Genomic DNA, 24,654 nt, shown 5'->3' on the forward strand with positions numbered 1-24,654 from the left:
GTCGCGAGGGCCGCCTCACTCATCGAGCCCGCCGGCACCGGCGGTCCGCAGGGCCTTGGGTTCGTCCTCGCTCCCGTCGGCCGGACGCGTCTCAAGTTCGCCGAGCACGGCCTCGAAATCCTTGGCCTCGCGGAAATTGCGATAGACCGAGGCGAAGCGGACATAGGCGATGTCGTCGAGCTGCTTGAGGCTCTCCATCACCCGCTCACCGATCATCTCGGAGGTGATCTCGCTCTCGCCCATGCTCTCGAGCCGGCGCACGAGGCCGGAAACGAGGCGCTCGACCCGCTCGGGGTCGACCGGGCGCTTCCTCAACGCCACCTCGATGGAGCGGGCGAGCTTGTCGCGGTCGAACGGCACGCGCCGGCCGGAACGCTTGAGCACGGTCAGCTCGCGGAGCTGCACGCGCTCGAAGGTGGTGAAGCGGCCGCCGCAATCGGGGCAGATGCGGCGGCGGCGTATGGCGGCGCTGTCCTCGGTGGGACGGGAATCCTTGACCTGCGTCTCGAGGCTTCCGCAATAGGGACAGCGCATCGTCTTCCTCAGCCGTAGATCGGGAACCGGGCCAGAAGCTCGGCAACCTTGCCGCGCACGGCCGCCTCGACGAGGCTATCCTCCTCCGTGCCCTTCTGCGAGAGCACGTCGAGAACTTCCGCGATCATGTCGCCGATCTGCTGGAATTCGGCGACACCGAAGCCGCGCGTCGTGCCGGCCGGCGTGCCCAGACGCACGCCCGAGGTCACGAAAGGCTTCTCGGGATCGAACGGAATGCCGTTCTTGTTGGTCGTGATGTGGGCGCGGCCCAGCGCGATCTCGGAGACCTTGCCGGTGAGCTTCTTCGGACGCAAATCGACCAGCATGAGGTGCGTATCGGTGCCGCCGGAGACGATCTCGAAGCCGTGGCCCTGGAGGTTTTCCGCAAGCGCCTTGGCGTTTTCCACCACGTTCTTCGCGTAGACCTTGAACGAGGGCTGCAGCGCCTCGCCGAAGGCAACGGCCTTGGCGGCGATGACATGCATCAGCGGCCCGCCCTGGATGCCGGGGAAGATCGCCGAGTTGATCTTCTTCGACAGCTCCTCGTCATTGGTGAGGATCAGGCCGCCGCGCGGGCCGCGCAGGGTCTTGTGCGTGGTCGAGGTCACGACATGGGCGTGCGGCACCGGATTGGGATGCACGCCGCCCGCCACGAGGCCCGCGAAATGCGCCATGTCGACCATCAGCTTCGCGCCGACCGAATCGGCGATGGCGCGGAACTTGGCGAAGTCGATGTGGCGCGGATAGGCCGAGCCGCCGGCCACGATGACCTTCGGCTTGTGCTCGTCGGCGAGGCGGGCGACCTCTTCATAGTCGATGCGCTGGTCGTCGCGGCGCACGCTGTAGGGTACCGGCTTGAACCACTTGCCGGACAGGCTCACCGGCGCGCCATGGGTCAGGTGACCGCCGGCAGCGAGGTTGAGCCCGAGGAACGTATCGCCCGGCTGCATCAGCGCGAAGAACACGGCGGTGTTCGCCTGCGCGCCCGAATGCGCCTGCACATTTGCGAAAGAGGCCCCGAAGAGCTGCTTGGCGCGGTCGATGGCGAGTTGCTCGGCGACGTCCACATACTGGCAACCGCCATAGTAGCGCCGGCCCGGATAGCCCTCGGCGTACTTGTTGGTGAGCACCGAACCCTGCGCCTCCAGAACGGCGCGCGAGACGATGTTCTCCGAGGCGATCAGCTCGATCTCGTCGCGCTGGCGGCCCAGCTCGGCGGTGATCGCACCGGCGAGCTCGGGATCGGTCTCGGCGAGCGTGGCGGAGAAGAAGCGATTGGTGGAAGAAGCGTGAGCTTCGGACGACATGAACCGGCCTCCCTGGGCGGTGGCGACGCCTCCGGGCCGACCTTGTGCCGGCCGCGAAATCGAGGCGGGTCGCTTAGCACAGCACCCGGGGCTTTCAAAGCACGCCGCCTGCGGGGCCGCCTTGCACCGAGGCGGCAGCTCGTCACGCCTCGCGCGACACCAAGGGCATGGCGCGGCGGATGACAGGGGCGCGGCCCCTCGCCTATCGTGGCGACCTCACCTATCCACGCCCCGGATTCCCCTCCATGAAGATCATCCACTCGCCGCGCCATCTCGGCCATTCCGGCCATGTCGAGCTCATGAACGGGCGGGTCGTGCCGGCCTTCGAGAAGCCCGAGCGGGTGGCGATGATCCTGAAGGCGATCGGCGAGCGAAATCTCGGGCCGCTCGTCGACCCGGCGGCGCATGGACTCGATCCGATCCTGAAGGTGCACGACGCCGACTATATCCACTTCCTTGCGCAGGCCTGGGAGCTGTGGACGCAGGACGGACGCGACTTCCCCGCCCTGCCGAGCTTCTGGCGGGCGCCGGGCATGCGCTATGTCGAGCCGGAGAACATCGACGGCAAGCTCGGACACTTCTCCTTCGACGCCGGCTGCTGCATCGTCGCGGGAACCTGGGACGCCGTGCAGGCCGGCGCCGATATCGCGCTGACCGGCGTCGACCTCGTCGCGGGCGGCGAGGCTTCCGCCTTCGCCCTGTGCCGTCCGCCCGGCCACCACGCCCATCAGGCGACGATGGGCGGCTACTGCTTTGTCAACAACGCGGCCGTGGCGGCCCAGGCCTTCCGGGACCGGGGCGCCGCGCGCGTGGCGGTCCTCGACGTCGACTATCACCACGGCAACGGCACGCAGGCGATCTTCTACGATCGGTCGGACGTGCTGGTGTGCACCATCCACGCGGACCCGCTGCAGGAATTCCCCTATTTCCTCGGCTTTGCCGACGAGACCGGCGCCGGCGAGGGCGAAGGCTTCAACGCCAATTACCCGCTGCGCTGGGGCACCGACTATTCGGGGTGGAGCGCCGCGCTCGACGATGCCTGCGCGCGCATCGAGGCCTGTGGTGCCGATGTCGTGATCGTCTCGCTCGGCGTCGACACCTACAAGGACGACCCGATATCCCAGTTCAGGCTCGACAGCCCCGATTATCTGAAGATCGGCCTGCGGATCGCCAAACTGGCGAAGCCGACGCTGTTCGTGATGGAAGGCGGCTACGCCGTCGAGGCCATCGGCATCAACGTCGCCAATGTGCTGGAAGGCTTCGAGCAGGGCTGAGACGTGCCCTCAGAGCCGGTAGAGTATCTGATCGGTCCAGAAGCGTTCCAGCCGGTTCAGCGCCTTGTTGAGCTGCTGGAACTCCTGCGGGCCGATGCCGCCGATCTGCTCGATGGTGGCGATGTGCTTGGCGTGCAGCGCCTCGACGACGTCGCGCACCGCCTCGCCCTTCTCGGTGAGGCGGATGCGCACCGAACGGCGGTCGATGCGCGAGCGCCGATGATCGAGATAGCCCATCTCGACCAGCTTCTTGAGATTGTAGGAAACGTTGGCGCCGAGATAGTAGCCGCGCGTGCGCAGCTCGGCCGCCGTCAGCTCGGAATCGCCGATATTGAACAGCAGCAGCGCCTGCACGGCGTTCACATCGTCGCGCCCGCGCCGGTCGAACTCGTCCTTCACCACGTCGAGCAGCCGCCGGTGCAGTCGCTCGACCAGCGTCACCGCTTCGCGATAGAGCGGCAGGAGCTCGCTGCGGGTCTCGTCCTGCGTCTCGGCAAATGCTTCGGCCCTGACGGCCTGACCTGCAAACATGAATCACCCCGGTCTCGATTTGGGGATTGCCTCCCTCTGATCGACCCGAGTGTGGAAGCGCGCCGCTAAGAACGGTTTAAGCGACAGGCTGAATCCTTCGTCACCGCAATGGCTTAACGAAAGATGAATCAGCCCTCGCTCTCGCGCGCCGCCTTGTAGGTGAGGAAGGCGTAGCCCGCCACGAGCACCGTCTCGATGGCCGCCACGATCATCAGCCGGCCGACGCCCTCGGGCGCGGAAGCGTTGATGAGGATCTGCACCATGGCGGTGACGAGCCACAGCACCACGCCCCAGGACGCCCCGAGCCAGAGGCCGACGGCGGCGACGGGATTCATGATCGCCGCCCAGATGACGGCGGCCTGCGCGGCGGTGGAGAGCATTTCGAAGCGGCTGGTGTCGCCGTCCCATACGCCGCAGATCAGCGTCCAGCTATAGACGGTCTTCACCATCAGGAAGCCGGCGAGGCAGCGCAGATAGAGCAGCACCCGCCCCTGCCAGAGCGGAAGCTGCGCGCCGGCCGGGCCGAGCGTGGCGTCGATGGGGTCGTAAGGCGAACTCATGCCGCTTCCATAGCGCAAATCGGGCTCAGGCGAGCAGCAATTCGTCGGCAAGCGGTTCGTCGAAGAGCGCGGCGATGACCACTGGATCGACCTCCTCCAGCCGCGCCGGCGTCCAGGCGGGCTTCTGGTCCTTGTCGACGAGGAGCGCGCGCACGCCCTCGTAGAAGTCGCTCTGGCCGAGCAGGCGGGTAACGAGCCGGAATTCGAGGTTGAGGCAACCGGCGAGATCGAGCCCGAGCCCGCGCTGCATCTGCTGGAAGGCGATGTGCACGCTGGTGGGCGAGGCGCGGCGGATGGTGTCGAGCTGGCCGCGGGCGAACTCGGCGGCCGGCCTGTCGCCCGCCCCGACCACTTCCAGCGCGGTGACGATGGCGTCCACCGATCCCCCGGCGAAGATGCGGTCGATATCAGGATAGAGCGCACCGAGTGCGGGCGCCGGCGGGCGCGCGGCCAGACGGGCCAGCGCGGCCTCGGCCTCCTCACCACCGGCCAATGCGTCGATCAGCGCGGGCCAGCGCGCCACCGGCACGTGATGGGTGTAGAGGCCAAGCGCCATGGCGTCAGGCATGCCGATGCGCGCGCCGGTCATGGCGAGCCAGGTGCCGCTCCAGCCCGGCAGGCGCGGCAGCACATAGGTGCCGCCGACATCGGGAAACAGGCCGATGGCAACCTCCGGCATGGCGAAGCCGAGCGTCTCGCCGGCGACGCGGTAGCGCGCATGGCCCGACAGCCCGAAGCCGCCGCCGAAGCACAGCCCGTCGACCAGCGCGATGAAGGGCTTGGGATAGCGCGAGATCAGCAGGTCGAGGGCGTATTCATCCCGCCAGTACTGGCGCGCCTCCTCCTTGCGGCCCGAACTGCCGAGAGTCGCCATAGCTCGCACGTCCCCGCCGACGCAGAAGGCCCGTTCATGCGCGGAGCGCAGCACGACCTGCGTGATGGACGGGTTGGCGATCCAGCCGTCGAGGGCGGCGCGCAGGGCCAGCACCATGGGGTGATCGAGCGCGTTCAGCGCGCGCGGCCGGTCCAGCGTCGCGATGCCGAGCGCGCCGCGTTCCTCGAAGCGGATGCCGATATCGCTCGTCACGCCCGTCTCCCCGATGAAGTCCCCGTACGCTTAAGGCGTTCGGGCGGAGGGGGAAAGGCGCAGCCTTGCAGACGAGGTGCGCGCCAGCGGGCGTCCGCGTCAACATGCCCCGCGACGCGTTGCCGGGCTTCTACGCAATCACACGGTTCCATGGGTCGCGCTCCCCGTCGTATGAAGCTATAAACATTCGAAAGTGCCGCATCAGAATCCTGCGTCTGAATCCCTCGTGGCCGTCCACGGCCCCTTGCGAGCGTGCCCATGACCATTCCCTTCGCCCGCCCCCGCCCCGTCCATCCCGAGCCGTCGGGCCGGCCGGATGTGTCGTCGAAGCTCGATCTGGTCCAGCGCCCCCGGCGCAACCGCAAGTCCGAGTGGGCGCGCCAGCTCATGCGCGAGAACACGCTCACCGTTGCGGACCTGATCTGGCCGATCTTCGTCATGGACGGCGAGGGCGAGCGCACCGCGGTCGGCTCGATGCCGGGCGTCGAGCGGCTGACGGTGGACGAGGCGGTGCGCGACGCCGAGCGTGCCGCGCGCCTCGGCATCCCGGCGCTGGCCCTGTTTCCCTATACCGATCCCACGCTTCGCACTGTCGACGGGCGCGAGGCGCTCAATTCGAACAACCTCGTCTGCCGCACGCTGCGGGCGATCAAGGACGCCGTTCCGCAGATCGGCCTCATCACCGACGTGGCGCTGGACCCCTATACGAGCCACGGCCATGACGGGCTGCTGGACACTGACGGGCGCATCCTCAACGACGAGACCGTCGCCGTGCTGGTCGAGCAGTCGCTGGTGCAGGCCGACGCCGGCGCCGACGTCATCGCCCCCTCCGACATGATGGACGGGCGCGTCGGCGCCATCCGTCGCGCGCTTGACGGCGAAGGTTATCACGACGCGCAGATCCTCGCCTACAGCGCCAAATACGCCTCGGCCTTCTACGGCCCGTTCCGTGACGCGGTGGGCTCCTCCGGCTGCCTCAAGGGCGACAAGCGCACCTACCAGATGGACCCCGCCAATGGCATGGAGGCGCTCCGCGAGGCGGCGCTCGACATCGAGGAGGGCGCGGACATGCTGATGGTGAAGCCCGGCCTGCCCTATCTCGACATCGTCTACCGGCTGAAGGAGACTTTCGGCCTGCCGACCTTCGCCTACCAGGTGTCCGGCGAATACGCGATGATCGAGGCCGCCGCCCGCAATGGCTGGCTCGATGGCGAGAAGGCGATGATGGAGAGCCTGATGGCGTTCAAGCGGGCCGGGGCCGACGGCGTGCTGACCTATTTCGCCCCGCGCGTCGCTGAAAAGCTCGCCCGGGAGGCGTGACGGGCCGACGGGCACGGCCATGCCCGCAAGGTCCTCATCTCCCCTCGCCCATCGCCCTTCCCTTTTCCGGGTTCTCGCCTTCATCGCCCTGCTGCTGCTTCCCGGCTGCGGATCGGTAATCGACGCGGATCAGGCGCGGCTGTGCCGGGCCGTCGCTCCGGCCCTGCACGACGAGGATACCGACATCGTCGAAATGGCGCTGCGGCCGGTACCGGGCGCCGGGGACACGCTGCGCTACGGCTACCGCACGCGCGGGCCGCTCGGCAGCGGCGCGCATTGGATTTCCTGCCGCTTCGCCGGCCATACCGGCGCCGCCCGCTTCGATCTCGCCGCTGTCGATACCGACCGGGGACCGCTGAGCGAGGTGAAGCTCTTCATCCTCAAGCGCTGGTGGCTGGCCGAGGCGAGCGAGGCGGCGCGTCCGCCCTTCTTCACGCTGGGCGCGCGCAGCGCCTACTGGCTGCAGCAGGCGCTCGGCGGGCTGGTGCTGGCCGGTGTGTACGGGCTCATCGCCACCGGCTTCGCGCTCGTTCACGGACTTTACGGGCGCGTGAACCTCGCCTTCGGCGAGATTGCCGTGACCGGCGGCGCCTTCATGCTGATCGCCGTGGGGTGGTTCAGTGTCGGGGGGCGCATCGGCCCGACCGCGCTGGGGCTCGCGCTGACCTTCGGCATCCTGGCGGCGGCGCTGCTGAGCTGGGTCGTCGGGCGGGCGGTGTTCGTGCCCATTGCCGAGCGCGCGCGCTCGCCGCAGCCCGTGCTCATCGGCACAATCGCCGTCTCCATCGTGCTCGCGGAGGTGCTGCGCCTCACCTCCTCCTACCGGGAGAACTGGCTTCCGGCCCTGCTCAACCGGCCGATCTACATCGCCGGGCAGGACGGTTTCGTCGCGACCGCGACGCCCGCGCAGTTCCTCGCCGCCGGCCTGACGCTGACGGGTCTGTCCGCGCTGCTCGGCGTGATCAGCCTCACCTCCTTCGGCCGTTCCTGGCGCGCCTATGCGGACGATCCGAAGATGGCGGCGCTGCTCGGTGTGCGCGTGCCGGTACTCGTGGGCGCGACATTCGCCATCGCGGGCGCCGCCGCCGGGCTCGCCGGAGCCAGCGTCGTCATCGCCTATGGTACGATATCGCCCGGCGATGGGCTGGCGATTACGCTCAAAGCCTTGATTTCGGCGATTATTGGCGGCATTGGCTCGGTGCCGGGCGCTTTTCTCGGCGCCGCCCTCGTCGCCGGCGTCGAAATCGTGTGGTCCTCGGCCTTCGATATCGCGTATCGCGACGTGGTGATCTATTCCCTGCTCGCCGCCTTCCTCGTATTGCGGCCGGGCGGGCTCCTCAATCGTGCGGCGCCGACGCCGCGAGAATTCTGAGTGGTTCGATGACCCTGCCCGTCTCCCCCGCCGATGTCGCCGCCGCACGCACGCTGCTGGATGGCGCGGTGCTGCGCACGCCTACGCTGCCGGCGCCGCGCCTCTCGGCGATTACGGGCGCGCACGTGTACGTGAAGTACGAGAACCTCCAGGTCACGGCGAGCTTCAAGGAGCGCGGCGCGCTGGTGAAGCTCTCCAGCCTGTCGCCGCAGGAGCGTGCCGCCGGCGTCGTCGCCATGTCGGCGGGCAATCACGCACAGGCGGTGGCCTATCACGCCGCCCGGCTCGGCATCCGCGCCACCATCGTCATGCCCAAGCACACGCCCATCGTGAAGGTGGCGGCGACCGAGGCGCATGGCGCCCGCGTCGTACTGCACGGGGAATCGGTGGGCGACGCCAGCGAGGAGGCGGACCGCATCGCCCAGCGGGAACATCTCGTCTGGGTGCACCCCTATGACGATGCCCATGTCATCGCCGGCCAGGGCTCCATCGCCGCCGAGATGCTGGAGGACGCGCCCGACCTCGACGCGCTGCTCGTGCCGGTCGGGGGTGGCGGGCTGATCTCCGGCATGGCGGTCGCCGCACGCGACCGGCGCCCGGACATCGAAATCGTCGGCGTCGAGACCCGGCTCTATCCCAGCATGTGGAACGCCCTGCACCAGCAGAGCCTGCCCTGCGAAGGCGCCACGCTAGCGGAAGGCATCGCGGTGAAGCAGGCCGGCGCGCTGACGCGCGAACTCGTCTCCGCCCTCGTCTCCGACGTGGTGCTGGTCGACGAGCCGACCATTGAGCGCGCCGTGAACCTGTTCCTCACCCAGCAGAAGACGCTGGCGGAAGGCGCGGGTGCCGCCGGCCTCGCCGCCCTGCTCGCCGACCCCGACCGCTATCGCGGGCGCAAGGTCGGTCTGGTGGTGTCCGGCGGCAATATCGACCCGCGCATCGTCGCCTCCATCATGATGCGCGAGCTGGAGCGCGAGGAGCGCATCGTCTCCTTCCGCTTCTCCATGCTCGACCGGCCGGGCGAGCTCGGCATCATCTCGACGCTGCTCGGCGATCTCGGCGCGAACATCCTCGAAGTGGAGCACAAGCGCCACTTCCTCGACGTGCACGCCAAGGGCGCCCGGCTCGACGTGACGGTCGAGACGCGCGACCGCGCCCATGCCGACGAGGTGCACCGGGCGCTGATCGAGAACGGCATGGACGTGACGCGCATCGACTGGCACGCAGGCAACTGAGCCCGCGCCATCGAGCGCCGTGGAGGGAAGGCATGAGCGACGCATACCGCGAGCCGGAACCCTATCTGTTCGATCCGGTACAGCACCCCGATTCGTTTCGCGGGGTGCTGTTCCGCCGCTTCATCGCCTTCCTGCTGGACACCGTGATCATTGCGGCGCCCGTCGCGGCGGCCGGGTTGCTCATCCTCGTCTTCGGCTTCCTCACCTTCGGCTTCGGCTGGGCGCTCTATGGGCTGATCGGTCCGGCCTCCATCCTGTGGGCACTCGCTTATGCCGGCCTCACGCTGGGCGGATCGCGCAGCGCCACGCTCGGCATGCGCGCCATGGGAATCGAGATGCGGCAGTTGGACGGAGCGCCGATGACGCCGGTGCTTGCGGTGATTTCAATCGTGCTGTTCTGGGTGGCGAACAGCCTGCTCACGCCCCTCGTCGCCATCGTCGGGCTGTTCAACAGCCGGCGCCGGCTGTTGCACGATCTCGTCATCGGCACCGTGGTGGTTAACAGCGACGAGCGGGTGAGCGAGTTGCGGCGCTATCGCTGACACGAAAGCGCGACGCACGAAATGGGGCTTTGACGTCGGGGCCGGCTCGCGCAATCCTTGCCCTACCTGCTGCGTGAACGAGCCGTGACCGAACACTCGCGCGACACACCGCAATTCTACCTGACCGCCCCCTCGCCCTGCCCCTATCTGGCGGGCCGCTCGGAGCGGAAGGTCTTCACGCACCTTGTGGGGGAGCGGGCGACCCAGCTCAACGACGTGCTCACCCATGGCGGCTTCCGGCGCAGCCAGTCCATCGCCTATCGCCCGGCCTGCGAACAATGCCGGGCCTGCGTCTCGGTGCGGGTCTGCGTGGACGATTTCCGCGAGACCCGCAGCTTCCGCCGCGTGCGCCAGGCCAACGCCGACCTGATCGGCGACATCCGCGCCGCCGTGCCGACCGCCGAGCAATATTCACTGTTCCGCTCCTATCTCGACAGCCGGCATTCCGACGGCGGCATGGCCGACATGACCGTGCTCGACTACGCGATGATGGTGGAGGACAGCCATGTCCGCACCCGCCTGATCGAGTACCGCCGGCGCGGGCCGGGCACTGCCGTGCACGGGCGCGGACAGGGCGCGCTGCACGGCGTCGCGCTGACGGACGTGCTCGCGGACGGCCTGTCCATGGTCTATTCGTTCTACGAGCCCGAGGCGCCCGGCCGCTCGCTCGGCACCTTCATGATCCTCGACCACATCAGCAAGGCGAAGGCGATGGGCCTTCCCTATGTCTATCTCGGCTACTGGGTCGAAGGCTCCGACAAGATGAATTACAAGCGCCGCTTCCTGCCGCAGGAACGCCTCGCGCCGGCGGGCTGGATTCGGCACGACGAATAGTCCTGCCGTTGGGGAACGGCTGGTGTCATTCCCCTGTGATTGGGGCGGGGTAGCAGATTGGAACGCCTCCAGACCGGAGCGGGTCAATCTTGCCGGAGCCCCCCATGACCGACGACACCCGTGACCACGACACTCAGGAGTCGCCCTTCCGCACCAGCCTGCTGGAAGAGGCCGAGGGCGAGGGCAGCAACCCGACCGTCAACCCGACGATGGGCGAGCTGATCTCCATCCGCTTCTCGCGCCGCGGCCTGCTCAAGGGTTCGCTGGCGGTTTCCGCCATCGCCTCCACCGTCGGCCCGCTGGCCCTGCTCTCCGCCGAGAAGGCCAATGCCGCCAGCACGACCACGGGCAACGGCTCGGCCTTCATCTTCGTCGAGGTCGAGGCGGGCGTCGACCAGACCCACCATGTCGCCGAAGGCTATGACGCCGAGGTGCTGCTGCGCTGGGGCGATCCGCTCTTTGCCGATTCGCCGGCCTTCGACCCCAAGAGCCAGAGCGCCGACGCCCAGCGCCGCCAGTTCGGCTACAACAATGACTATGTCGGCTTCATCCCGCTTGATGGCTCCGCCGAGCACGGGCTGCTGGTGGTAAACCACGAATACACCAACGAGCACCTGATGTTCCCCGGCATCGTCAGCGTCGCCGAGGGCAAGCTGAAGGTCGCCCCCGCCGACCAGAAGCGCGTCGACATCGAGATGGCCGCACATGGCGGTACGATCGTCGAGATCCGCAAGGTGGACGGCAAGTGGCAGGTGGTGCGCGAGGGCAAGCTGAACCGCCGCATCACCTCGACCACGCCGATGCAGCTCAGCGGCCCCGTCGCCGGCCATGACCGCCTGAAAACGAAGGACGACCCGACCGGCACGCAGGTGATCGGCACGCTGAACAACTGCGCCGGCGGCGTCACGCCCTGGGGCACCTATGTGATGGCCGAGGAGAACTTCCACGGCTATTTCCTCGGCAAGCTGCCGGAGGGCCACCGGGAGGCCGCCAACTACAAGCGCTACGGCGTGCCGGAAGCCACCTATGAGTGGGGCAATTTCTACGACCGCTTCGACCTCTCGAAGGAGCCGAACGAGCCGAACCGCTTCGGCTGGATCGTCGAGGTCGATGTGAACGACCCCAACGCGGCGCCGAAGAAGCGCACGGCGCTGGGCCGCTTCAAGCATGAGGGCGCCGAGTCGATCGTGGCGAAGGACGGCCGGGTGGTGTTCTACCTCGGTGACGACGAGCGCTTCGACTATGTCTACAAATTCGTCACCGCCGGCCGCTTCGACCCGAACAACCGCACCGCGAACCTCGACCTGCTCGATTCCGGCACGCTGTATGTCGCGAAGTTCGACGCCGACGGCGCGCTCAACTGGCTGCCGCTGACCTTCGGCGAGGGCCCGCTCACCGCCGCCAACGGCTTTGCCAGCCAGGCCGATGTGCTGATCGAGACCCGCCGCGCCGCCGATCTGCTCGGCGCCACCAAGATGGACCGTCCCGAGGACATCCAGCCGAACGGTGTCAACGGCAAGGTCTATGTCATGTTGACCAACAATACGCGCCGCAAGGACGACCAGGTCGACGCCGCCAATCCTCGCGCCAAGAACGCCTTCGGCCACATCATCGAGCTGACCGAGGCCGAGGGCGACTTTGCCGCCACCAAGGGCACGTGGGAAGTGCTGCTGAAGTGCGGCGACCCGTCCGTGGCGGCGGTCGGCGCCTCCTTCTCCACCGACACGACCCGCAATGGCTGGTTCGGCATGCCGGACAATTGCGCGGTCGATTCGGCTGGCCGCCTCTGGGTGGCGACCGACGGCAACAACCCGAAGGAGACCGGCCGCACGGACGGGCTCTGGGCGGTGGACGTCGAGGGCGGCGCCCGCGCCACCTCGAAGCTGTTCTTCCGCGTGCCGGTGGGCGCGGAGATGTGCGGCCCACTCTTCACCCCGGACGATCGCACCGCCTTCGTTGCCGTCCAGCATCCCGGCGACGGCGGCACCGACTGGGCGCCGTTCGGCCGCCCGTCCTATTACGAAGACCTCTCCACCCGCTGGCCGGACTTCAAGGACGACATGCCGGTGCGCCCGGCGGTCGTCGTGATCACCAAGAAGGACGGCGGCAAGATCGGCGCCTGACCGCGCTTCGACCCGGCCGGTCCCATGGGCCGGCCGGAATGGCCTTCCGCTTCGTGCCCCGCATGGACCAACGTCAAACTGGCCGCCGGCTCACGCCGGCGGTCTTTTTTGCGCGCGCGGAAGACGCGTCAGGCGAAGCGGTTGTTGCGCGGAAAACCCTTAGGCGGCAGGCGGCCGGCCCCGGCCCGCTCGCCGCGCCATTCGGTGAGGTCGGTCACGGTCCAGGTGCGGCCCGACGTGTCGGTCCAGGTCAGGCCGTCGGCGGCGGCGAAGACCTTCACGTCGCTCATGGCGCCGTCCTTGTAGCGCTGCAGCCGCACGCCGCGGCCACGGACCATTTCCGGGATCTGCGACAGCGGGAACACCAGCAGCTTGCGGTTCTCGCCGATCACCGCGACGCAATCGCCCGCCGCAAGGACCACCTTGGCGGCGTCCTGCCCGTCGACGCCGAGCACCTGCTTGCCCTTGCGCGTATTGGCGAGGCACTCATCCTCCGAGACGAGGAAGCCGCGCCCCTCCTTCGCCGCGACGAGCAGCTTGCGGCCGCCCTGATAGGGCAGCACGTCGACGATGTCGGCCTCCTGCTCCATGTCGATCGACAGGCGCAACGGCTCGCCATGACCACGACCGCCGGGCAGCTTCGACGCCTCCAGCGTGTAGAAGCGGCCATTGGTGGCGAAGACCAGCAGCTTCGACGTCGTCTCGGTGAAGAAGCTGATCTTCAGCTTGTCGTCGCCCTTGAAGGCAAGTGCCGATAGGTCCCCGACATGGCCCTTGAGCGCCCGTATCCAGCCTTTCTCCGACACGACGACGGTAATCGGCTCGCGCTCGACAAGCGCCTCGATCACCGCCCCGGCATCATGCGAGGCCGCCTCGCCGAAGGTGGTGCGGCGGCGCCCAAGCGGGGTCTCCGGCGCGAACATCTTGCGCGTCTCGCCGAGCTGCCAGGCGACCGTCTTCCACTGCTTCGCCTCGGAGGCGAGCAGTTTCTCGATGCCGTCCTTCTCCTTGCTCAGGGCGTCGTGCTCCTTGCGGATCTCGAATTCTTCGAGCTTGCGCAAGCTGCGCAGGCGCATGTTGAGAATCGCCTCGGCCTGCACGTCGGTCAGCTCGAAACGCTTCATCAACGCGGGCTTGGGCTCGTCCTCCTCGCGGATGATGGCGATCACCTCGTCGAGATTGAGATAGGCGATGAGGTAGCCGCCAAGCACTTCCAGCCGGTGCTCGATCTCGCCGAGCCGGTGACGGGAGCGGCGCAGCAGCACCTCGCGGCGATGGTCGATCCATTCGCGCAGCGCCTCGCCGAGGCTCACCACCTTCGGCACTTGCCCGCCGACCAGCACGTTCATGTTCAGCGGGAAGCGCGTCTCAAGCTCGGTGAGCCGGAACAGGCTCTCCATCAGCAGCTCGGCGTCGACATTCCGCGCGCGCGGTTCGAGCACGAGGCGCACGTCCTCGGCGCTTTCGTCGCGCACATCCGCCAGCAGCGGCAACTTCTTCTCATTGAGCAGGTCGGCGATCTTCTCGACGAGGCGCGACTTCGGCACGCCGTACGGGATCTCGGTGACGACGATCACATAGGTGCCGCGCCCGGTCTCCTCCTTCTCCCAGCGCGCCCGCAGCCGGAATCCGCCGCGCCCGGTGGCATAGGCGTCGGCGATGGAGGCGGGAGATTCGATGATGACGCCGCCGGTCGGGAAGTCCGGGCCCTTCACGAATTTCAGCAGGTCGTCCGTCGTCGCCTGCGGATTGTCGATCAGGTGCAGGCTGGCGTCGATCAGCTCGGCCGCGTTGTGCGGCGGGATCGAGGTCGCCATGCCGACCGCGATGCCGGTCGAGCCGTTGGCCAGCAGGTTCGGGAAGGCCCCCGGCATGACGACGGGCTCTTCCGTCGTGCCGTCGTAATTGGGGCGGAAGTCGACCGCGTCCTCGTCGATGCCGTCGAGGATCAGCCGCGCGACCTCGGTCAGGCGCGCCTCGGTGTAGCGTTCGGCCGCCGCGTTGTCGCCGTCGATATTGCCGAAGTTGCCCTGCCCGTCGACGAGGGGATAGCGCTGGGAAAAGTCCTGCGCCAGCCGCACCATGGCGTCGTAGATCGCCATATTGCCGTGCGGGTGGAACGACCCCATCACGTCGCCGACGATCTTGGCGCTCTTGCGGAAGCCGCCGCCGGGGTCGAGCCGCAGCAGCCGCATGCCGTACAGAATGCGCCGGTGCACCGGCTTCAGCCCGTCGCGGGCGTCCGGCAACGCCCGGTGCATGATGGTCGAGAGCGCATAGGCAAGGTAGCGCTCCTCGAGCGCCGCCTTGAGCCCGATCGGTTCGATCGTGCCGTCGTCGGTCGGAATCGGTGGCTCTCCCATGCCTTCTGCTAACCCGAACGTGGGACGGGAACAAGACGCGAACGCGCAACAGGCGCCCTTCGACGGGGCGCCGAGCCAGATCTATCCCCAACCTAATGAAGTCAAGGGCCGGCGCTGAATGGCCCGCGTTCGCGAGCGTGCCATTCATTACAAAATGCGCTTAAATTCGAAATAAACTCTATGCAAAAATTGCCGTATCGGGGTAGTCTTTAACCATCCTTGGAAGCGGGGGCTTCTTGGTATGAAGACACTCACAACGGCTCTTCTGGCCGCATCGTGCATTGCCGCCATCGTCACGCCGGCCTCGGCCGCCGGCCCGCCGACCTATGTCTATCTGGGTCTGCGCGAGCCGGTCTCGCCGCAGCCGAGCGGCACGACCGGCTGGGTGAATGTCTGCCGCGAGCGGATGGTGACGCGCCGTGATCCGCGCGGGCGCGTCGTTTATATGCGCGTGCCCATGTGCAACGTCGTCTGGGTCGGCCAGCGCTTCTTCTACAATGGCCGCTACTACGCCGATTCCAGCTTCACGACGCCGCTCAACTAGCGCGCCCGCAGCAGCGCCGCGCGCATGGCGGCGCGGGCATCGGGCAAGGTGAGGCCGCGCGGTTCGAATACGCGCCGCGCGAGGAAGAAGCCTGTAAGCTCGAAGGCGGCGTGCACGTCGTCACGCGAGGGCGGCTCGGCGACCTCGCCGACGAGGAAATAGGGCAGGTCCAGCAGCTGCGATCGCCACGGCTCGCCGGCATCGCGGCTGACCGCCCGGCCGGACTTGGGCGAAACATAGAGCAGGTCGTTGCGTCCGCCCGTCGCCGCGCAGCTTTCCAGATCGAGCCCGAAGCCGAGTTCGGAGAGCATCATCAGCTCCAGCCGCGCGATGAGCATGCCCGTCAGGCGTGCCTCGTCGAGATGCTCGACAACCGCTTCGAGCGCCCGGTGCAGCGCCGGGTGCGGGTCGCGCTCGGGCAGCAGCCGCAGCAGGCTCCCGACATGGCTGAGCGCGAAGGCGGAATGGGCGTGCTCCATCAGCCGCGCCGCCCTCGGCGCCGTCACCTCCAGCGCGAAGGCGCCGAGATGCTCGTCGAGCCGCGCCCGCCACACCACGCGCACGCCGTTGCCCGGCTGCAACCCCGCCGCCTGCCGGCGCGACGCGCCGCCGCGCACGAGGCCGAGATGGCGGCCATGTTCAGCCGTCATCAGTTCGACGATGGCATTGGCCTCGCCGTGGCGGCGAAGGCCGAGAATGATGCCTTCGTCGGACCACTCCATCGCGGCCGCCTCACTCCTGCGGGAAATCGAGCCCCATCTCGCGGTAGCGCTCGGGGTCGTCGGCCCAGTTCTCGCGCACCTTCACGAACAGGAACAGGTGCACCGGCGCCTCGACGATCTCGGTCAGCTCCTTGCGGGCAGACATGGAAATCGCCTTGATGGTGTCGCCGCCCTTGCCCAGCACGATCTTCCGCTGGCTTTCGCGCTCGACGAAGATCGTCTGCTCGATGCGGACCGATCCATCTTTGCGCTCCTGCCAGGAATCCGTCTCCACCGTCGAGCGGTAGGGCAGTTCTTCGTGCAGCCGATGGAACAGCTTCTCGCGGGTGATCTCAGCGGCCAGCATGCGCATTGGCGCGTCGGATATCTGGTCCTCGGGGTAGAGCCACGGGCCGGCCGGCAGCGTCTGCGCCAGCCAGTCGCGCAGCTCGACCAGCCCATCGCCCGACAGCGCGGAGACCATGAACAGCCGGTCGAACGAGATCATCTCGGCGACTTTGGCGGCGAGTTCCAGCAGGCTGTCGCGCTTCACCAGGTCGATCTTGTTGAGCAGGATCGCGCGCGGCCGCTTCACGTCGACCAGCCCGCGGAGGATCGCCTCGACATCCTCCGTGAGGCCGACGCGCGCGTCGATCAGCAGCACCACGGCGTCGGCGTCGCCCGCCCCGCTCCAGGCCGAGCGGACCATCGCCTTCTCCAGCCGGCGCTTGGGCGCGAAGATGCCGGGAGTGTCGACGAGGATGATCTGCGTCGTGCCGGCCAGCGCGATGCCGCGCACCAGCGAGCGCGTGGTCTGCACCTTGTGCGAGACGATCGACACCTTGGTGCCGACCAGCGCGTTGGTGAGCGTCGACTTTCCCGCGTTCGGCGCTCCGATGAGGGCAACGAAACCGCAGCGGGTGTCTTCGGTAGTCTCGTTCATTCGGCAACCTGTTCGAGAAACGCCGCCGCGGCGGATTTCTGCGCGTTCTGCTTGGAGGAGCCGGTTGCCTCGACGGGCGCGTGGCCGGGCACTTCGACGGCGATACGGAATTCGGGATTATGATCGGGACCAGAGCGTTCCACCAGCCGGTAATGCGGCGGGGGCAGCCCCCGCCCCTGCGCCCATTCCTGGAGCGCGGTCTTGGGGTCGCGGGCCGAGCTGCCGGGCGTGGCGAGGCGCGGCCGCCAGAAGCGCTCCACCGTCGCCTCGGCGGCGGGAAAGCCGGCGTCGAGATAGACCGCCGCCAGCACGGCTTCGGCGACGTCGGCGAGGATCGCCGGCCGCTCGCGCCCGCCGGTGCGGTCCTCCCCGGAGCCGAGGCGCAGATGCGGGCCGAGCCCCATGGCGCGGGCCACGTCGGCGCAGGCGTCCTCACAGACGAGATCGGCAAGACGGCGGGAAAGCTCGCCCTCCTCCGCCTGCGGATAGGCCCGGTAGAGCATGTCCGACACGACGAGGCCGAGCACGTGGTCGCCGAGGAATTCAAGCCGCTGATAGGAGCGCACGCGCGCCTTGCTGCCCTGAAGGCCTGTGATGGAGCTGATATGGGTTAGCGCGAGACGCAGATGCGCGCGGTCGGTGAATCGATGCCCGAGCGTCGCCTCCAGCGCGTCGAGCCCGGTCTCGTCGTCGCCGCGCGGGGAACCGCGCGTCATCGCACGAAGGAGAGGATGCGGTCCCAGCGGACCGTCCAGGGCCACTTCCAGAACTGCCAGGCGGCATCTCCTTCCTTCACCGAGAAGAAGATCATCTGGGCGCGCCCTATGAGGTTCTCGTAAGGAACATAGCCGACCTGGCTGAGCACGCGGCTGTCGGTTGAATTGTCGCGGTTGTCGCCCATCATGAAGTAGTGGTCGGGCGGCACCTTGTAGACCTGGGTGTTGTCGTAGAAGCCGTTGTCGACGAGATCGAGCGTGTAGTAGCTGACCCCGTTCGGCAGCGTCTCGGTCCAGCGCTTGACGCGTTCGACACGCCCGCCGCCCTCGTCGTCCATCCAGTAGCCGGCATCCTCGCGCTTCACCGGTACGCCGTTGATGTTCAGCACGCCGTTGATCATCTGGATCTCGTCGCCCGGCAGGCCGATGACGCGCTTGATGTAGTCGGTGCTCTCGTCGCGCGGCAGCTTGAAGACGACGACATCGCCGCGATTGGGCGTCGAGCCCAGCAGGCGCCCGTCGAACAGCGGCGGCGAGAAGGGCAGCGAGAAGCGGGAATAGCCGTAGCTGAACTTCGAGACGAACAGATAGTCGCCGACCAGCAGCGTCTCCTTCATCGACCCGGAAGGGATGTTGAAGGGCTGGAAGAGGAAGGTGCGGATCAGGATGGCAATGAGGAAGGCCTGAAGGATGACCTTGATGGTCTCGCCGAGGCCGCCTTCCTTCTTCTTCTGTTCGCTGGTCGCTGTCATGTCGCTTTCCGGTACGCCTGCGGCACGCGTGCGCCGCCCGTGGCGGCCATCGCGCTCCTATAGCCGCTCAGGGAGGTTGCGGCAACGCGCGCCGGTCACGTTCGCACGAGGTGACTTCACGTCAGCCGCCGCCCGTCTTCGCCACCGCGCTGATGATGACGAAGGCCTGCGCCAGCGGTCCGTCGTCGGTGATGGTGAGGTCGATCCGCGCCTCGCAGCCGGGCGGGGTGATGGCGTCGAGCCGCGCCCGGGCGCCGCCGGTCAGTTCCATGGTCGGCCGGCCGGAGGGCAGGTTGACGACGCCCATGTCGCGCCAGAAGACGCCTTGCGCCAGACCGGTGCCGAGCGCCTTGGCGCAGGCCTCCTTGGCGGCGAAGCGCTTGGCGTAGCTCTCCACGCGGCGGGCGCGGCGGTCGGACTTGGCGCGCTCGACGGGGGTGAACACCCGGTCGAGGAAGCGCTCGCCGTGGCGCTCAAGCACCTCGGCGACCCGCCTTGCGTCGGTGATGTCCGAGCCGATGCCGATGATCATGCCCGCCCTGCCCTCACGCCGCCCGTGACGCGCCGAGATGCGCGCGTCCGCGCGCCATCGCGATCCGCATCTGGCGAATGGCGGCCTCGAAGCCAACGAAGACCGCCTCGCCGACAAGGAAATGACCGATATTGAGTTCGCGGACCGGCTCCAGCGCCGCTATGGTCTCGGCGCTCGCATAGTCGAGCCCGTGGCCGGCGTGGATTTCGAGGCCGAGGCTGGCCCCCTGCCGGGCAGCGGCCTGAAGCCGGGCAAACTCGGCGGCCGCCTCCACGGCACGCCCTTCGGCGAGAAGCTCGCACCAGGCGCCGGTGTGCAACTCGATGACCGCCGCGCCGATATCGGCGGCACGGGCGATCTGGTCCTCGTCGGGCGCGACGAAGAGCGACACGCGGATGCCGGCATGGCCGAGCTTCTCGACCTTGCGGGCGAGGTCGATGCCGCCGCCGATCACGTCGAGCCCGCCCTCGGTGGTGCGCTCCTCGCGACGCTCCGGCACGAGGCAGGAAGCGTGCGGCTTCAGTTCGAGCGCCAGCGCGACCATTTCGTCGGTCGCCGCCATCTCGAAATTGAGCGGCACGGTCAGCACCTCGCGCAGGCGCCGCATGTCGGCGTCGCGGACGTGCCGGCGATCCTCGCGCAGATGGGCGGTGATGCCGTCGGCACCGGCCGCGCAGGCGAGCTGGGCGGCGCGCACGGGGTCGGGCAGCGCGCCGCCGCGTGCGTTGCGCAGGGTCGCCACGTGGTCGATGTTCACGCCGAGGCGGATCGGGGGGACGATGGTGGTCAAGGCCTTACCCCTTCGCGCCCTGAATCCCGCGCGAGCCCGGCTTGACCGGCGGCAGCGCGGCAAGCTCGGGCGGCAGCGCGTCGGCGGGATAGGCGGGAATGTCGAGCCTCGCCAGCGCCACCAGCGGCACGCCGAGATCGGCCTTGCCGTTCGAGCGGTCGATCAGGCAGGCGGCGCCGACGACGTTCGACGTATGCTCGGCGATGGAGGCGAGGCATTCGCGCGACGACAGGCCGGTGGTCACGATGTCCTCGACCATCAGCACCTTCGCCTCGGGCGGAATGGTGAAGCCGCGCCGGAGCTGGAAGCGCCCGTCCTCGCGTTCGACGAACACCGCCTTGGCGCCGAGCTGGCGGGCGGTCTCATAGCCGGGCACGATGCCGCCAACTGCGGGTGAGACGACGTAGTCGATCTTGCCGAAGGCGGCCTCGGCCTTCTCGGCCAGCGCCCGGCACAGCCGCTCTGTGCGCACCGGATCCTGGAAGATGAACATCTTCTGCAGGAAGACGGGGCTGCGCAGGCCCGACGACAGGATGAAATGGCCCTCAAGCAGCGCACCGGCCGAACGGAACTCGGCCATGACCTCGTCTTGCGTCATCTTCAATGCCCGAAAGAAGTTGCGAAACGGGTGCGGTGATAGCCTATCCGGCCTGTCGCGTCACCCGCCGCAACCCCCTCAGGCGCCGGCCGGGGGAATGTCGCGGTGCAGGACACGGCCCCGGGCCCGCGCGCAGGCCAGCGCGGCCTCGCCGGCAAGCTGTTCCACGCGGCCGCTCGCCGCCAGCATGCCGTCGCCGGCGAAGCGGCCCCAGAACTCCTTGGCGACGCCGGAGACAATGCGGAAATTGGCGTGGAGATGTTCGGTGGACATGGCGCGCGCTCCTCTTGTCGCCCGACGGGGCTGCCGAGGAAACGCGCGTCAGGGTTAACGGTTCCTTGTCAGCCGTTCACGCGCTCGACGGAGGAGACGACCGGCCGGGTGCGCAGGTCGGAGAGGATGCCGTTCAGGTGACGCAGGTCATAGACGCCGATGTCGATCACCATGCGGGTAAAATCGGCCGAGCGGGACGACATGCGCAGATTCTCGATATTGCCGTCGCGCTCGCCGATCACCTGGGCAACCTGGGCCAGCGAGCCGGGCTCGTTGGTGGCGACCACGACGATCTGCACGGGGAAGCGCTGCGGATCATCCTCCTCGACATCCCAGCGCACGTCGAGCCAGCGTTCGGGCTCCTCCTCGAACTCCTGCAGCGCGGGCGACTGGATCGGGTAGATGGTGATCCCCTCGCCCGGCGACAGGATGCCGACGATGCGGTCGCCCGGCACGGCCCCGCCGTTCGGCGCGAAGCGCACCGGCAATTCGCGGTTGATGCCGCGAATGGGGATCGCGGTCTTCGGGTCCGGGTCGCTCTCGATGCCGGGGATCTTGAACTTGAGGCTTTGGCCCTGCTCCAGCTCGAACCAGCCTTCGCCCTTCAGCGCGGCGCGCTCCTCCGCGCGCGGTCCGGTCCATTCGGGGTGGACCGCCTTCACCACATCGTCCGAACGCATCTCGCCGCGCCCGACGGCGGCATAGACGTCCTCCAGCGACTGCCGCGCGAGACGGCCGACCGAGGCGGCGAGCTTTTCCTCGGAGAACACCTTGCCGGCCCGCACCACGGCGCGTTCGACGATCTTCTTGCCGAGCCCGGCATATTGCGCGCGCACGGCGGCGCGGGTGGCGCGCCGGATGGCGGCGCGGGCCTTGCCGGTGACGACGATGGATTCCCACGCGGCGGGCGGCGTCTGGCCGGCGGCGGTGATGATCTCCACCTCGTCGCCATTCTGCAATTCGGAGACGAGGGGCGAAATCTTGCCGTTGATCTTGGCGCCCACGGCGCGGTCGCCGACACCCGTATGCACGGCATAAGCGAAGTCGATTGGCGTCGCCCGGCGCGGCAGGGTGATGAGACGGCCCTTCGGCGTGAAGCAGAAGACCTGGTCGTGGAACAGTTCGAGCTTGGTATGCTCGAGGAACTCCTCGGGGCTCGACCCTTCCGCCAGCAGCTCGATGGTGCGGCGCAGCCAGGCATAGGCGCCCGAGTCGCGCGTCAGCGGATCGGCACCGTTGCCGTTGCCGTTGCCGCCGTCCTTGTAGAGCGCGTGCGCCGCGATGCCGTATTCGGCAATCTCGTGCATCAGCCGGGTGCGGATCTGCAGCTCGACACGCTGGCGGCCGGGCCCGACCACGGTGGTGTGCAGCGAGCGGTAGTCGTTCTGCTTCGGCGTCGAGATGTAGTCCTTGAACCGACCGGGAACGAGCGGCCATTTCGTGTGCACCACGCCAAGCGCCGCGTAGCATTCCTCGGTCTGGTCGACGAGCACGCGGAAGCCGTAGATGTCGGAGAGCTGCTCGAAGGCGACCGACTTCTGCTCCATCTTGCGCCAGATCGAATAGGGCCGCTTCTCGCGCCCCTTCACGATGGCGGAGAGGCCCTTCTGGGCGATGGCGTCGGACAGCTCGCGCTCAATGGAGGCCACCAGCTCGCCATTGTTCTCCTTCAGCGCCTGAAGGCGGTTGAGGATGGAATCATAGGCCTCCGGCGAAAGCTGGCGGAAGGACAGATCCTCCAGCTCCTCGCGCATGTCGTGCATGCCCATGCGGCCGGCGAGCGGGGCGTAGATGTCGAGCGTCTCCTGCGCGACGCGGGAGCGCTTCTCCTCCGGCACCCATTTCAGCGTGCGCATGTTGTGCAGCCGGTCGGCCAGCTTCACCAGCAGCACACGCACATCATCGGCGATGGCGAGCAGCAGCTTGCGCAGGTTTTCGGCCTGCTTGGCCTGCTTGGACACAAGGTCCAGCTTCTTGATCTTGGTGAGCCCTTCGACCAGCGCGCCGATCTGCGGGCTGAACACCCGGTCGATCTCGTCGCGGGTGGCGTCGGTGTCCTCGATGGTGTCGTGCAGCAGCGCCGCGACGATGGTCGCGTCGTCGAGCTTCAGATCCGTCAGGATCGCGGCGACTTCGAGCGGGTGCGAGAAATAGGGATCGCCGGAAGCGCGTTTCTGCGTGCCGTGGGCACGCATCGCATAGACGTAAGCGCGATCGAGCAGCGCTTCGTCGGTATTTGCATTGTACCGGCGTACGCGCTCGACGAGCTCGTACTGCCGCATCATGACAGGGACTCGCGAGAATGGCCGGCCACGAGGGCCGATAGGCTAGATATCGTCCGCGCACTGCGGAGTCGCAAGCCGCTTGTGGCCCAATGGATGCCTAAAACGCCAACGGCCCGGCGCAGGGCCGGGCCGCCGTCGGAGATCGCAAGAAGCGATCAGCCTTCGTCGTCGTCGCTCGGCTCCGGCGGCACGAGGCCCTGGAGGCCGGCCAGCAGCTCTTCCTCGGTCATGCGGTCGAGCATGATGTCCGAATCATCCGAGCCGTCCGACCCGCCCGACGCGATCATCGGCACGGTTTCCGGCTCGGGTTCGTCCACCTCGGTGAACTTCTGGAGCGAATGGATCAGCTCTTCGCGCAGGTCGTCCGGCGAGATGGTCTCGTCGGCGATCTCGCGCAGGGCGACCACCGGGTTCTTGTCGTTGTCGCGGTCGACCGTGATCGGCGAACCCGACGCGATGACGCGCGCGCGGTGGCCGGCAAGAAGAACCAGCTCGAAGCGATTGTCGACCTTGTCGATGCAGTCCTCGACGGTGACGCGAGCCATGCCTCGGCACTCCTGACGGTGTAAGGGAAGCGGCCTCAATAAACCAATGAGCCGCGTGGAGCAAGCATCGCCCGCAACGAGGGGGCTCGGCGGCGCCAAGACTGCCCTTACGTCAGAGGAAATCTTCCACCGCAAAACAGCTGCAACGTCACGCCGCCGTCTCGCGCCCGCCACAAATGCGCTATGTCTATGCGGGGCAAGCGCTTCGCTGCGGGACGGCGACGCAACGGTTACATTGGCTCGGTTCCGGGTATTTTCGCGTATGGTTCAAGGTATGGAAAAGATCGCCCTTTTTATCGATGGCGCCAATCTCTACTCGGCCACCAAATCACTTGGTTTTGATATCGACTACAAGCGTTTGCTCAAGGAATTTCAGGGTCGTGGCTATGTGCTGCGGGCCTTCTATTACACCACGCTGGTGGAAGATACGGAGTACTCCTCCATCCGCCCGCTGCTCGACTGGCTCGACTACAACGGCTACTCGGTCGTCACCAAGCCGGCGCGCGAATTTACCGACAGCCAGGGCCGCCGGCGCGTGCGCGGCAACATGGATATCGAGCTCGCGGTCGCCGCGATGGAGCTCGCGCCGCATGTCGACCACATCGTCATCTTCTCCGGCGACGGCGATTTCCGCTCGCTGGTCGAGGCGATCCAGCGCAAGGGCGTGCGCGTCACCGTCGTCTCCAGCATCCACACCCAGCCGCCGATGATCGCCGACGAGCTGCGCCGGCAGGCCGACGTCTTCGTCGATCTCGTGGACCTTCAGGCGCGCATCGGCCGCGACCCGGCCGACCGCTCGGGCCGGATGCAGGAGACGCCGCGCTTCCTTGAGCGCCGCACGCCGCCGCCCCCGGCCGACGACAGCGACGACAGCTCGGATTCCTGAGGCGCGC

Annotated in this window: 25 protein-coding genes; 9 read left to right on the forward strand and 16 right to left on the reverse strand. The window is 67.8% G+C overall.

All coding sequences use genetic code 11. The features are described 5' to 3' along the window. Positions 1–15: 15 nt before the first annotated feature. Together nrdR and glyA are read right to left on the reverse strand one after the other, a co-directional pair. The gene (gene nrdR / locus MWN33_RS11245) at positions 16–534 is read right to left on the reverse strand and encodes a transcriptional regulator NrdR (protein ID WP_247200609.1); all 519 of its coding nucleotides are present in this window, start codon (positions 532–534) and stop codon (positions 16–18) included. A gap of 8 nt (positions 535–542) precedes the next feature. Continuing rightward, positions 543–1,841: a serine hydroxymethyltransferase gene (gene glyA, locus MWN33_RS11250; RefSeq protein WP_247200610.1), complete on the reverse strand. Its 1,299-nt coding sequence runs from the start codon at positions 1,839–1,841 to the stop codon at positions 543–545. 245 nt (positions 1,842–2,086) lie between these two features. Between glyA and MWN33_RS11255 the strand changes: the two genes are divergently transcribed. Beyond that, positions 2,087–3,115, forward strand: a complete 1,029-nt coding sequence (locus MWN33_RS11255) for a histone deacetylase family protein (RefSeq protein ID WP_247200612.1) — start codon at positions 2,087–2,089, stop codon at positions 3,113–3,115. Between the two features lie 9 nt (positions 3,116–3,124). Here MWN33_RS11255 and ldtR read toward each other — a convergent pair whose 3' ends face one another. The 3 genes from ldtR to MWN33_RS11270 form a co-directional block, all read right to left on the reverse strand. Beyond that, positions 3,125–3,646: a transcriptional regulator LdtR gene (gene ldtR / locus MWN33_RS11260; protein WP_247200613.1), complete on the reverse strand. Its 522-nt coding sequence runs from the start codon at positions 3,644–3,646 to the stop codon at positions 3,125–3,127. 128 nt (positions 3,647–3,774) lie between these two features. Continuing rightward, complete coding sequence (locus MWN33_RS11265) at positions 3,775–4,206, reverse strand: DUF6163 family protein (RefSeq protein ID WP_247200615.1); 432 nt, start codon at positions 4,204–4,206, stop codon at positions 3,775–3,777. 25 nt (positions 4,207–4,231) lie between these two features. Next, entirely contained in the window at positions 4,232–5,293 is a 1,062-nt protein-coding gene (locus MWN33_RS11270; RefSeq protein ID WP_247200616.1) for an enoyl-CoA hydratase/isomerase family protein, read from the reverse strand. Between the two features lie 258 nt (positions 5,294–5,551). Between MWN33_RS11270 and hemB the strand changes: the two genes are divergently transcribed. From hemB to MWN33_RS11300, 6 genes are all read left to right on the forward strand, one after another. Beyond that, positions 5,552–6,613, forward strand: coding sequence for a porphobilinogen synthase (gene hemB, locus MWN33_RS11275; RefSeq protein WP_247200622.1), 1,062 nt, complete (start codon positions 5,552–5,554; stop codon positions 6,611–6,613). Positions 6,614–6,632: 19 nt separating this feature from the next. Beyond that, the gene (locus MWN33_RS11280) at positions 6,633–7,985 is read left to right on the forward strand and encodes a branched-chain amino acid ABC transporter permease (RefSeq protein WP_247200623.1); all 1,353 of its coding nucleotides are present in this window, start codon (positions 6,633–6,635) and stop codon (positions 7,983–7,985) included. A gap of 8 nt (positions 7,986–7,993) precedes the next feature. Further along, positions 7,994–9,220, forward strand: a complete 1,227-nt coding sequence (locus MWN33_RS11285) for a threonine ammonia-lyase (RefSeq protein ID WP_247200625.1) — start codon at positions 7,994–7,996, stop codon at positions 9,218–9,220. A 32-nt stretch (positions 9,221–9,252) separates the two neighbouring features. After that, positions 9,253–9,762 carry an RDD family protein gene (locus tag MWN33_RS11290; protein ID WP_247200629.1) on the forward strand — a complete coding sequence of 170 codons (510 nt, stop codon included), beginning with the start codon at positions 9,253–9,255 and terminating at the stop codon, positions 9,760–9,762. An 84-nt stretch (positions 9,763–9,846) separates the two neighbouring features. Then, positions 9,847–10,596 carry an arginyltransferase gene (locus MWN33_RS11295; protein WP_247200634.1) on the forward strand — a complete coding sequence of 250 codons (750 nt, stop codon included), beginning with the start codon at positions 9,847–9,849 and terminating at the stop codon, positions 10,594–10,596. A 104-nt stretch (positions 10,597–10,700) separates the two neighbouring features. Further along, entirely contained in the window at positions 10,701–12,719 is a 2,019-nt protein-coding gene (locus MWN33_RS11300) for a PhoX family protein (protein ID WP_247200635.1), read from the forward strand. Positions 12,720–12,847: 128 nt separating this feature from the next. Here MWN33_RS11300 and parC read toward each other — a convergent pair whose 3' ends face one another. Next, complete coding sequence (gene parC, locus MWN33_RS11305; protein ID WP_247200637.1) at positions 12,848–15,082, reverse strand: DNA topoisomerase IV subunit A; 2,235 nt, start codon at positions 15,080–15,082, stop codon at positions 12,848–12,850. A gap of 241 nt (positions 15,083–15,323) precedes the next feature. Between parC and MWN33_RS11310 the strand changes: the two genes are divergently transcribed. Beyond that, positions 15,324–15,626, forward strand: a complete 303-nt coding sequence (locus MWN33_RS11310; protein WP_247200639.1) for a hypothetical protein — start codon at positions 15,324–15,326, stop codon at positions 15,624–15,626. Here MWN33_RS11310 and recO read toward each other — a convergent pair. The 10 genes from recO to rpoZ all read right to left on the reverse strand — a co-directional run bounded on the left by recO (position 15,623) and on the right by rpoZ (position 23,761). Beyond that, on the reverse strand, positions 15,623–16,348 hold the full coding sequence (gene recO, locus MWN33_RS11315) for a DNA repair protein RecO (protein ID WP_247200642.1): 726 nt from the start codon (positions 16,346–16,348) through the stop codon (positions 15,623–15,625). The genes MWN33_RS11310 and recO overlap by 4 nt on opposite strands. Positions 16,349–16,358: 10 nt before the next feature. Further along, on the reverse strand, positions 16,359–17,270 hold the full coding sequence (gene era, locus MWN33_RS11320) for a GTPase Era (RefSeq protein ID WP_247200646.1): 912 nt from the start codon (positions 17,268–17,270) through the stop codon (positions 16,359–16,361). Continuing rightward, positions 17,267–17,986 (reverse strand): ribonuclease III, encoded by a 720-nt coding sequence (gene rnc, locus MWN33_RS11325; protein WP_247200651.1) that lies wholly within the window; start codon positions 17,984–17,986, stop codon positions 17,267–17,269. Before rnc ends, era begins: the two co-directional genes overlap by 4 nt. Continuing rightward, entirely contained in the window at positions 17,983–18,738 is a 756-nt protein-coding gene (gene lepB, locus MWN33_RS11330; RefSeq protein ID WP_247200653.1) for a signal peptidase I, read from the reverse strand. Before lepB ends, rnc begins: the two co-directional genes overlap by 4 nt. Before the next feature lie 121 nt (positions 18,739–18,859). Next, positions 18,860–19,270: a holo-ACP synthase gene (acpS, locus tag MWN33_RS11335; protein ID WP_247200659.1), complete on the reverse strand. Its 411-nt coding sequence runs from the start codon at positions 19,268–19,270 to the stop codon at positions 18,860–18,862. Positions 19,271–19,283: 13 nt separating this feature from the next. Further along, on the reverse strand, positions 19,284–20,060 hold the full coding sequence (locus tag MWN33_RS11340; protein ID WP_247200660.1) for a pyridoxine 5'-phosphate synthase: 777 nt from the start codon (positions 20,058–20,060) through the stop codon (positions 19,284–19,286). Between the two features lie 4 nt (positions 20,061–20,064). Continuing rightward, entirely contained in the window at positions 20,065–20,658 is a 594-nt protein-coding gene (gene pyrE / locus MWN33_RS11345) for an orotate phosphoribosyltransferase (RefSeq protein WP_247200662.1), read from the reverse strand. 78 nt (positions 20,659–20,736) lie between these two features. Next, the gene (locus MWN33_RS11350; protein WP_247200666.1) at positions 20,737–20,931 is read right to left on the reverse strand and encodes a CsbD family protein; all 195 of its coding nucleotides are present in this window, start codon (positions 20,929–20,931) and stop codon (positions 20,737–20,739) included. A gap of 68 nt (positions 20,932–20,999) precedes the next feature. Then, on the reverse strand, positions 21,000–23,216 hold the full coding sequence (locus MWN33_RS11355) for a RelA/SpoT family protein (RefSeq protein ID WP_247200672.1): 2,217 nt from the start codon (positions 23,214–23,216) through the stop codon (positions 21,000–21,002). A gap of 155 nt (positions 23,217–23,371) precedes the next feature. Beyond that, positions 23,372–23,761, reverse strand: a complete 390-nt coding sequence (gene rpoZ / locus MWN33_RS11360) for a DNA-directed RNA polymerase subunit omega (protein ID WP_247200676.1) — start codon at positions 23,759–23,761, stop codon at positions 23,372–23,374. Between the two features lie 262 nt (positions 23,762–24,023). Between rpoZ and MWN33_RS11365 the strand changes: the two genes are divergently transcribed. Next, a complete protein-coding gene (locus MWN33_RS11365; protein ID WP_425531993.1) occupies positions 24,024–24,647 on the forward strand; it encodes a LabA-like NYN domain-containing protein in 624 nt (207 codons plus the stop codon). Positions 24,648–24,654 lie beyond the last annotated feature (7 nt).

It is taken from the genome of Ancylobacter koreensis (assembly GCF_023016525.1).
GTDB lineage: Bacteria > Pseudomonadota > Alphaproteobacteria > Rhizobiales > Xanthobacteraceae > Ancylobacter > Ancylobacter koreensis.

Bases quoted from the DNA above. Each gene is read 5' to 3' on its own strand.
- MWN33_RS11265 (WP_247200615.1), bottom strand. From the start codon at position 4,206: ATGAGTTCGCCTTACGACCCCATCGACGCCACGCTCGGCCCGGCCGGC.
- nrdR (WP_247200609.1), bottom strand. From the start codon at position 534: ATGCGCTGTCCCTATTGCGGAAGCCTCGAGACGCAGGTCAAGGATTCC.
- hemB (WP_247200622.1), top strand. From the start codon at position 5,552: ATGACCATTCCCTTCGCCCGCCCCCGCCCCGTCCATCCCGAGCCGTCG.
- MWN33_RS11310 (WP_247200639.1), top strand. From the start codon at position 15,324: ATGAAGACACTCACAACGGCTCTTCTGGCCGCATCGTGCATTGCCGCC.
- pyrE (WP_247200662.1), bottom strand. From the start codon at position 20,658: ATGACGCAAGACGAGGTCATGGCCGAGTTCCGTTCGGCCGGTGCGCTG.
- MWN33_RS11285 (WP_247200625.1), top strand. From the start codon at position 7,994: ATGACCCTGCCCGTCTCCCCCGCCGATGTCGCCGCCGCACGCACGCTG.
- rnc (WP_247200651.1), bottom strand. From the start codon at position 17,986: ATGACGCGCGGTTCCCCGCGCGGCGACGACGAGACCGGGCTCGACGCG.
- MWN33_RS11365 (WP_425531993.1), top strand. From the start codon at position 24,024: ATGGTTCAAGGTATGGAAAAGATCGCCCTTTTTATCGATGGCGCCAAT.
- MWN33_RS11290 (WP_247200629.1), top strand. From the start codon at position 9,253: ATGAGCGACGCATACCGCGAGCCGGAACCCTATCTGTTCGATCCGGTA.
- MWN33_RS11255 (WP_247200612.1), top strand. From the start codon at position 2,087: ATGAAGATCATCCACTCGCCGCGCCATCTCGGCCATTCCGGCCATGTC.
- era (WP_247200646.1), bottom strand. From the start codon at position 17,270: ATGAACGAGACTACCGAAGACACCCGCTGCGGTTTCGTTGCCCTCATC.
- MWN33_RS11280 (WP_247200623.1), top strand. From the start codon at position 6,633: ATGCCCGCAAGGTCCTCATCTCCCCTCGCCCATCGCCCTTCCCTTTTC.
- ldtR (WP_247200613.1), bottom strand. From the start codon at position 3,646: ATGTTTGCAGGTCAGGCCGTCAGGGCCGAAGCATTTGCCGAGACGCAG.
- glyA (WP_247200610.1), bottom strand. From the start codon at position 1,841: ATGTCGTCCGAAGCTCACGCTTCTTCCACCAATCGCTTCTTCTCCGCC.
- recO (WP_247200642.1), bottom strand. From the start codon at position 16,348: ATGGAGTGGTCCGACGAAGGCATCATTCTCGGCCTTCGCCGCCACGGC.
- acpS (WP_247200659.1), bottom strand. From the start codon at position 19,270: ATGATCATCGGCATCGGCTCGGACATCACCGACGCAAGGCGGGTCGCC.
- rpoZ (WP_247200676.1), bottom strand. From the start codon at position 23,761: ATGGCTCGCGTCACCGTCGAGGACTGCATCGACAAGGTCGACAATCGC.
- MWN33_RS11300 (WP_247200635.1), top strand. From the start codon at position 10,701: ATGACCGACGACACCCGTGACCACGACACTCAGGAGTCGCCCTTCCGC.
- MWN33_RS11350 (WP_247200666.1), bottom strand. From the start codon at position 20,931: ATGTCCACCGAACATCTCCACGCCAATTTCCGCATTGTCTCCGGCGTC.
- parC (WP_247200637.1), bottom strand. From the start codon at position 15,082: ATGGGAGAGCCACCGATTCCGACCGACGACGGCACGATCGAACCGATC.
- lepB (WP_247200653.1), bottom strand. From the start codon at position 18,738: ATGACAGCGACCAGCGAACAGAAGAAGAAGGAAGGCGGCCTCGGCGAG.
- MWN33_RS11355 (WP_247200672.1), bottom strand. From the start codon at position 23,216: ATGATGCGGCAGTACGAGCTCGTCGAGCGCGTACGCCGGTACAATGCA.